1 protein-coding gene is annotated in these 332 nt (G+C 47.9%); it reads right to left on the reverse strand.

The window, feature by feature from the left end; translation table 11 throughout:
• Positions 1 to 332 (reverse strand): PTS sugar transporter subunit IIA (locus tag AB4486_RS27190; RefSeq protein ID WP_372119897.1); only part of this gene is annotated, 332 nt, incomplete at both ends.

Here is a 332-nt window from a genome sequence, read left to right on the forward strand (position 1 = left end):
TGACTTTGCTTCACTGTGAGTATTGCTCGCGTCTTGAGAACAGTCGTCCTCTGAACCGAGCAACTTCATAATCTGTTGAGTCGAATTCGCGGCCAATAACTCATCACGGAATTCATCGTCTACAAGAGAAGACGTCAATGTCGTTAACACTTCCATGTGCGTAGATCCAGCTTCTGCTGGCGGGATCGCAATCAAGAAGATCATATTGACGGGCTCATCACCATCAATACCCTGCCACATCAATTCATCTTTAACGAAAGCACAGGCAAACACAGGCTCAATAACCGCCGGAGATTTACCGTGAGGGACCGCTAAGTACTCACCCAGAGCTG

Source organism: Vibrio sp. 10N.222.55.C6, assembly GCF_041473395.1.
GTDB lineage: Bacteria > Pseudomonadota > Gammaproteobacteria > Enterobacterales > Vibrionaceae > Vibrio > Vibrio crassostreae_C.